The organism is Arcicella rigui, from assembly GCF_034929435.1.
Classification (GTDB): Bacteria; Bacteroidota; Bacteroidia; order Cytophagales; family Spirosomataceae; genus Arcicella; species Arcicella rigui.
In genome coordinates this window covers 220,099-227,525 of sequence record NZ_JAYFUM010000010.1, presented here as the reverse complement: position 1 = coordinate 227,525, position 7,427 = coordinate 220,099, and the positions used below count along the sequence as shown (strand labels likewise).

The following is a 7,427-nucleotide window of genomic DNA, read 5'->3' as shown; positions in this document are numbered from 1 at the left end:
AGATAGTTATAGGTCTTTGTTAAATCGATTTGATACAACTCTTTCAAGTTGGATGGGATTTAACTTTATAGCTTTTATTATCATGGCAATTAAGAAAATTAAAAAGTCAAGATGACTTCATGGTGTAATTGAAACTGGTAAACAAGGTTACGCTCAAATTATTACTGAAATTGTAGATTTAGAAGACAATTCACTATTACAACAAGATAATTTTAAAAATGTCGCAAAAATAAATGGAAACTGGAAAAAAGGAGATGATTATGAAAATTTAAGAAGTTCTATCCAAGAAGCAATACAGAGTTCATTATTAACATTACAAACAAAATTTTAATACCCGCTCGCTGTTCCAAGTTTAATAACTTTTAACAACTAAAAAAGGTTAATTTTCACAATTAAAGGTTTGAATATCTACCTACAAATTCATACTTTTGTATAAGCAAACAAAAACAAATTCATACTTTTGTATAAGCAAACAAAAACAAAGTCAAGCTTTAGGTTGTTTGTAATTTAAAATAATAGCTTGACAAAAACATTTACTATCATGGAAAATGTAAGCAATGAAAAAAAGAAAGTCCCCGAACATATACAAAAAATGATTGAGGATAAGATTAAAGACAAAAGAGAGTTCGCAAGAAAAGTAAGAGCAGGTGAGTTAGATTACTTAAAAAATAATGTTATCAGCACAATATAAGCCATACGAGATTAAGGTTTTAGAAGGACAAACTCAATACGAGTTTGTTTTTTCTTTTACAACCGATAATAATATTGATTATATAGCCACTTTCAATAAAGCCGAGTATAGATTTAATGAAGAATGTTATCAAGCATTTAATGTCTATGATTTTTCGTTTTACAATGTCCAAAATTTAGGTGATTTTAGCGACCCCAGAATAAGTAGTACTATTCACAAACTATTAGTCTATTTTATGGAAACAAATGGACACGCCATTATTTATATTTGCGATGATGCAGACGGCAAATCGGAAGCAAGAGATAGACTGTTTAAGTGGTGGTATAGACATTTTGACAATTCACAATATCAAGCATATTTCACAAAGATTGAACTCCCTGAATATGATACTTATGTAGGAATCATAGCTTTAGTAGGAGATAGTGGATTTGAAAATTATTTGAGATACTTGGAAATATATTAACTTCTTTACTGTTTTAAGAACTTAAAATAGGTTACTACATTTCACTACTTTCAAATTGATTTTGATAAGTATAGATAAATTTAGAAAGATATAACTACAAACATTATTAAAATAGTTTTAGACATCATGGATATTGAGGATATTGAGAAGCACTACGAGCGAATGTCGGACGATGAAATCATTCGAATTACTACTAAAGATGGACGTGGGCTACGACCAGAAGTTTTTGGCATTATAAAAAAAGAAATTAAGAAACGTAATCTTAATCCAGACCTTTTGAATGGTGCAATAGCACAAAATAAAGACTATTCAATATTTGAATTAGAGCAGTATGCCAATATTTTGAGAAAATTGCCTTGTCCGATATGTGGAAAAACGAAAGAACAACTAAACGGGACGATAGCTCATACGGTCAAAGGTTTTCTCTTTTTTGCAGTTTCTAACACAAAAACTTCCATCGCTTGTCCCGAATGTTTAGATAACACAAATGATAATGCTGTTCTTTCGACGTTTTTCCTTGGTTGGTGGGATTTACCATGGGGCTTTATTAAAACACCTGTTTATATTTATCGAAACATCAAAGCGAAAAAGCAAAATTGGCTTTATACTCCAAACAGTACATTACTTGCCTTTACAGAAGTAAATATTGGAGCAATTGAAATATATAAAAACGATAAAGAGAAACTAAGCGAGATTATTGATACCAAAAAACCTTCGGCATTGAGGAAATGACCCATAAATGAAAACCTGATTACCATGACACCATAAGTCTAAAACCATAAAAAAGAGCTACTCAGAAATTAATACATAACTCAAAATCTAAACAAAAATATTCAAATGGGATTCAACATTGCAGGTATTGTTATCAACAAAAACTATGATAATAAGATAGAAGAACTTAGTCGTAGTCTTAAGTATTAAGATTGAATTTAGTTTTGAAAGTGAAATATCATATCAGGAAGCATCCGAAGATTGGAAAGAAGATGGAATATGCGATATTTATTTTGCGGAAAATGGTACATTACTTTTTCTACCTTTTGACAAAGGTGCAATAAATAGTTATTCAATAGCCAATCAGAATGTTCTCACATTTGCATATTCTGAGACTTCTATGGCTTTTAATTTTTGTTATTATGAAAATGGACTTTTAAGAAGAAGTATTTCTGAAATAGATGGAAATAGATTTATCAATAGAGGAAAACCACTTGAGGAGGAAGCAATTCATAACGAAGTATCAGAGCTTATTTTTGATAAAATAGGCACGCTATTGGGGCAAAAATTTTGGGATATTGATTTTGAATCAAAAGCATTTAGGTACAATATGTAGTTTTTGTTCTTACTTACTTTTACTATGTCAATTTGTTGAAGTTGGCATAGTAAAGTAAGTCGAAAGTAGGATAGGATAAACCTTATAAACTTTATTGTTTCAAGTATAATAGCTTTTAATGAAGTATAAATGAGTTACTCTAATCTCACTTTTACCACACTGTTTACCCTTATTTTTTTATTCATTTGTTCCTCATCCTCGTCTATATCCAATGCAACACCAATCGGTGCTAAAGCTGGAAGCCAAAGTTCTGGCAACTTTTTGACGAGATTCTTCAAATACTTGTTCAATTCAGCTTGCTTATTTTTTTGTAAACTTATATTACCTGTCTTCCCATTAGTTAATACCTCTATGGATAAAGTATCGCCTTGATAAGCAGATAGTTGAATTGTGTTTTTTCTATGCAAAGAATCCGAAATTATCTGACGAATATAAGCTAAACTATTGGCTTGGTTGTAAAATTTCTTATAATGATATATCGCAGAATCGGATACTTGTTCAACAAACTTTGGTGACCAATTGACAGGTCTATGGGCTTGTTTATTAGTTGGGTAGTCGGGTAGCTTTGTTATTGTAGTAGAAGCTTTAGCTTCGCATACAGCCCAAGAGATAAGAGGAGCTAAACTTTTATCTGGGTATTGTCTTATTCCAAAAAATCCTGCACATAACTCTAAGGATGTGGTAGAATGCTTAAAATCGTTATTCCATGTGACAGGTACTTTAAGAATACCTGCTGGGAAATTATCGGTCATCAAAGTAGCTTTGAGATAATCATCTCCCAATAAAAACGGATTAGGAATCAGTTTTTCTGTCTTTTTCATCATGTCAGAATTTTCATCTAAGATGCCACCTTCGGTTTCTTTGATATAAGGAAAAAGTTTAATCATCCAACCCGACAAATACACGGCATTGTACTCGGAAGCTGTTTTGTAAATTTGTTGCCAAAATGCCTGATTCGGCTTACCATCAGCCGCTTGTGCAAATTCCTGCATAATTGGTACTAATTCATTTTTCCATTCTGTAAGTCCTAAAGCAGGTAATTGGTCAAGACGTTTGATGATTTTTTGCCAATCCTCTTTTGTTCCTGCTATCAAAATAGAAGGAATACCGCAGCCTGTTTCGGCTACATAATCAAAGGCTTTTTTATAGGTATGAAGCAAGGTAACTTGGTAAGCTGTTTGAATGACAGGCGTTGTCGTTGTAAAATCAGCTACAAAAAAGCTGTAATAATCCTGCTTGGTATATTGTTTGGTTTGCCCAGCAATTTCGTTAATAAATACTTTCCAATGCTTTGCCCCGTACTCAAGACTATCATTTCTTACTGATAAAACATTAGGTTTATTAGGTAAAAACAAGCGGTTTTTGAGTTTGGCATACTGCTGATTGATATGGATAGAAACGCCTTGACAAATGGTAAGCCATAGCATATCAGGCGTTAATACAAGAGGACGATGGTTATCATAACACTCTTGAAGCGTCTGAACAAAGGCATTGTTAGTGCTATACACCAGCGATAAATTGGCATGTTCTTCGGGAATAAACATTGCTTTTTTACCCAATGTCAATTCAAAAACTTGCTTGGCATTGTATTCTTGTAAAAGTGTAGGAGCTAAATCTACTTGATCTACTTGAAAAAGAATGCCTTCTGGTTTAAGATCAATTGCCTGATTTACAGGCACGACTGTCGAATCAGACTGTTGTTTTTCTTGTGAAGTATCGTGATTATTACAAGACGAAAAAAAGAGGCATATCAAACCTATTACAATATTCCGAAGCATAGAAATGTTTTTTATAGTTTAGGTAATTTATTAGTAAAGTGATAATGATTAGCTTATTTCCTCCCACTTCAAAGCTTCCACTTTCTTTTTTTCAGTAGAAAAATTGATTCCCACAGCTATTTTTTTCTTGTTTTCTTGGGCAAAGGGTTGTAAGTAACCTTTGTCCTTGATTTGCTTGAGTGCTTCGTCTGCCGAGCCGTCCAACTTAAATTCAAAGCAATAAATATACTCTTTCATCCGTACTAAAGCATCCATTCTACCGTCAGAAGTTTGTACTTCTGATTGTACATAAACGCCTAATAGCGTGAACGCTAAATGAATGATGGCATGATAAAAATGTTCATTCTCCTTTTGCCAAAGTTCATACGGGAGTGATTTGAAAAGCGAGTTCAAAATACTTTCCAGTTTGTTGATATTTCCTACTAAGAGCGTCTTTCTTAACTCATTGACTAATACAATTCCTTGGTCGCTGGGGTATTCTCGCACAGCATCCAACAGTACTTCTAAGTACGACTTTTTGACTTCTTTATTAGGAAAACCTAAAGTATAAATATCGCCTTCTTCATCGTAACTTTTGAAAGTAAGATAGCCCGTTTGAAACATCAAAGGTATCAATTCCAATCGTTCGAGGTCATAAGAATTGAGGTGAGACAAACTGGTTTCTTTGTTTTCAAAATCGTACAAATGAATTTGTTTGGTGAGTTTGATGAGAAAGGTGGGCGTACCAGTGTCGAACCAGAAATTATTAAACTTCTTTTTAGTAAAAAAATTTAACAATGAAAACGGGTTATAAACACTTTCTGATAAATCCCATGAATAACCATTGTACCACTCTTTAATGAGTTTTCGGTCAAATACTTGCAACTCTTCATCAAAATTATCTTCTAATTCCTGTTCAGTGATTCCACAACAGCCTGCAAAACGATAATCAACGGTTATGTCATCCAGATTATTCAAATCAGAAAAAATACTAACTCTTGAAAACTTAGAAACGCCTGTGATAAATACCAGTTTTAAATGAGGGTCTGCATCTTTCAAGATGGAATAAAACACCTTCATAATATCCCGATTCTCAATAGCTTTGGCAGTATCTTCACCCAAATAATCAATGATGGGGCGGTCGTATTCGTCTATCAAGACTACTACTTGTCCCCGTGATTCCGAAAGCTTTTCGATAAGTTCTTTGAACTTACCACTGATAACTTTTTCTCGCAAAACAATTCCGTAATCCTCTGCGATGTTATCCAACTGTTCGTCTATGGCACGATAAAGTCCTTTTTCCTTGTGTCCGATATTACTAAAAGAAATTCTGATAATGGGAAAAGTTTGTTTCCAGTCCCATTTATCTTCGATATACAATCCTTTGAAAAGTTCTTTTTTACCTAAAAATAAGCAGGCTAAAGTACTAATAAACAAAGATTTGCCAAACCTACGTGGACGAGAAAGAAAGTAATATTTCCCTTGAGTGACAAGTGAATGGACGAAAGCCGTTTTATCTACGTACAAATATCCACCTGTACGTATCTCACCAAAATCTTGAATGCCTACTGGATATTTTTGTATCATTACCTTACCTGTCTTTTATGCTATTAATTCCCATTTCAAAGCTTCCACTTTCTTTTTTTCAGTAGAAAAATTGATTCCCACAGCTATTTTTTTCTTGTTTTCTTGGGCAAAGGGTTGTAAGTAACCTTTGTCCTTGATTTGTTTGAGAGCTTCGTCTGCCGAGCCGTCCAACTTAAATTCAAAGCAATAAATATACTCTTTCATCCGTACCAAAGCATCCATTCTACCGTCGGAGGTTTGGACTTCTGATTGTACATAAACGCCTAATAGCGTGAACGCTAAATGAATGATGGCATGATAGAAATGCTCATTCTCCTTTTGCCAAAGTTCATACGGCAGTGATTTGAAAAGCGAGTTTAGAATACCTTCCAACTTGTTGATATTACCTACCAAAAGTGTCTTTCTTAGCTCGTTTACCAGCACAATTCCTTGGTCGCTGGGGTATTCTCTCACGGCATCCAACAGTACTTCTAAGTACGACTTTTTGACTTCTTTATTAGGAAAACCTAAAGTATAAATATCACCTTCTTCATCGTAACTTTTGAAAGTAAGATAGCCCGTTTGAAACATCAAAGGTATCAATTCCAATCGTTCGAGGTCATAAGAATTAAGGTGAGACAAACTGGTTTCTTTGTTTTCAAAATCGTACAGATGAATTTGTTTGGTGAGTTTGATGAGAAAGGTAGGCGTACCTGTATCGAACCAGTAATTATGAAATTTACCTTCTCTGAAAAAGTGCATTAAGGAGAAGGGATTATATACACTCACAGCTAAATCCCACGAGTAACCATTGTACCAAGCTCTTATTTTTTCTTTGTCGTAAACCTTTAATTCATCTTGAAAATAAGTTTCTAATTCAGCTTCTGAAATCCCACAACTTGCTGAAAAGTGATGACTGAGTGTTAAATCAGTCAAATTATTCAAATCAGAAAAAATACTAACTCTTGAAAACTTAGAAACGCCTGTGATAAATACCAGTTTCAAATGAGGGTCTGCATCTTTCAAGATGGAATAAAACACCTTCATAATATCCCGATTTTCAATAGCTTTGGCAGTATCTTCACCCAAATAATCAATGATGGGGCGGTCGTATTCGTCTATCAGGACTACTACTTGTCCCCGTAATTCCGAAAGCTTTTCGATAAGTTCTTTGAACTTACCACTGATAACTTTTTCTCGCAAAACAATTCCGTAATCCTCTGCGATGTTATCCAACTGTTCGTCTATGGCACGATAAAGTCCTTTTTCTTTGTGTCCGATATTACTAAAAGAAATTCTGATAATCGGAAAAGTTTGTTTCCAGTCCCATTTATCTTCGATATATAATCCTTTGAAAAGTTCTTTTTTACCTAAAAATAAGCAGGCTAAAGTACTAATAAACAAAGATTTGCCAAACCTACGTGGACGAGAAAGAAAGTAATACTTCCCTTGAGTGACAAGTGAATGGACAAACGCCGTTTTATCTACGTACAAATATCCACCTGTACGTATCTCACCAAAATCTTGAATGCCTACTGGATATTTTTGTATCATTATTGATTTATTTCTTTTTACAAAACTACATTTTTTTACTCTTAGTCAGTAGTGTTTTAGTGATTAATG

At 33.7% G+C, this 7,427-nt stretch carries 7 protein-coding genes; 4 read left to right on the top strand and 3 right to left on the bottom strand.

Going from position 1 to position 7,427, the window contains the following annotated elements; translation table 11 throughout:
- The first annotated feature begins 541 nt into the window (after positions 1 to 541).
- From VB248_RS10730 to VB248_RS10715, 4 genes are all read left to right on the top strand, one after another.
- Positions 542 to 691, top strand: a complete 150-nt coding sequence (locus VB248_RS10730) for a hypothetical protein (protein WP_323296769.1) — start codon at positions 542 to 544, stop codon at positions 689 to 691.
- Positions 672 to 1,154: a DUF6169 family protein gene (locus VB248_RS10725; protein WP_323296768.1), complete on the top strand. Its 483-nt coding sequence runs from the start codon at positions 672 to 674 to the stop codon at positions 1,152 to 1,154. The genes VB248_RS10730 and VB248_RS10725 overlap by 20 nt, the downstream gene beginning before the upstream one ends.
- A 126-nt stretch (positions 1,155 to 1,280) precedes the next feature.
- Positions 1,281 to 1,886 carry a hypothetical protein gene (locus VB248_RS10720; protein ID WP_323296767.1) on the top strand — a complete coding sequence of 202 codons (606 nt, stop codon included), beginning with the start codon at positions 1,281 to 1,283 and terminating at the stop codon, positions 1,884 to 1,886.
- A 379-nt stretch (positions 1,887 to 2,265) separates the two neighbouring features.
- Positions 2,266 to 2,481, top strand: coding sequence for a hypothetical protein (locus VB248_RS10715; protein ID WP_323296766.1), 216 nt, complete (start codon positions 2,266 to 2,268; stop codon positions 2,479 to 2,481).
- A gap of 134 nt (positions 2,482 to 2,615) precedes the next feature.
- On the opposite strand, the gene VB248_RS10710 is transcribed toward VB248_RS10715, so the two are convergent.
- Genes VB248_RS10710 through VB248_RS10700 form a run of 3 tightly spaced genes read right to left on the bottom strand, consistent with a single transcriptional unit; the run spans position 2,616 to position 7,358 of the window.
- Positions 2,616 to 4,259, bottom strand: coding sequence for a DUF4419 domain-containing protein (locus VB248_RS10710; RefSeq protein ID WP_323296765.1), 1,644 nt, complete (start codon positions 4,257 to 4,259; stop codon positions 2,616 to 2,618).
- 48 nt (positions 4,260 to 4,307) lie between these two features.
- The gene (locus VB248_RS10705; protein ID WP_323296764.1) at positions 4,308 to 5,825 is read right to left on the bottom strand and encodes an ATP-binding protein; all 1,518 of its coding nucleotides are present in this window, start codon (positions 5,823 to 5,825) and stop codon (positions 4,308 to 4,310) included.
- A 15-nt stretch (positions 5,826 to 5,840) separates the two neighbouring features.
- Complete coding sequence (locus tag VB248_RS10700) at positions 5,841 to 7,358, bottom strand: ATP-binding protein (RefSeq protein ID WP_323296763.1); 1,518 nt, start codon at positions 7,356 to 7,358, stop codon at positions 5,841 to 5,843.
- Positions 7,359 to 7,427 lie beyond the last annotated feature (69 nt).

What these genes read in the sequence shown, in the direction of transcription:
- VB248_RS10730 (WP_323296769.1), top strand. Translation starts at nt 542, where the DNA reads ATGGAAAATGTAAGCAATGAAAAAAAGAAAGTCCCCGAACATATACAA.
- VB248_RS10725 (WP_323296768.1), top strand. Translation starts at nt 672, where the DNA reads ATGTTATCAGCACAATATAAGCCATACGAGATTAAGGTTTTAGAAGGA.
- VB248_RS10720 (WP_323296767.1), top strand. Translation starts at nt 1,281, where the DNA reads ATGGATATTGAGGATATTGAGAAGCACTACGAGCGAATGTCGGACGAT.
- VB248_RS10715 (WP_323296766.1), top strand. Translation starts at nt 2,266, where the DNA reads ATGGCTTTTAATTTTTGTTATTATGAAAATGGACTTTTAAGAAGAAGT.
- VB248_RS10710 (WP_323296765.1), bottom strand. Translation starts at nt 4,259, where the DNA reads ATGCTTCGGAATATTGTAATAGGTTTGATATGCCTCTTTTTTTCGTCT.
- VB248_RS10705 (WP_323296764.1), bottom strand. Translation starts at nt 5,825, where the DNA reads ATGATACAAAAATATCCAGTAGGCATTCAAGATTTTGGTGAGATACGT.
- VB248_RS10700 (WP_323296763.1), bottom strand. Translation starts at nt 7,358, where the DNA reads ATGATACAAAAATATCCAGTAGGCATTCAAGATTTTGGTGAGATACGT.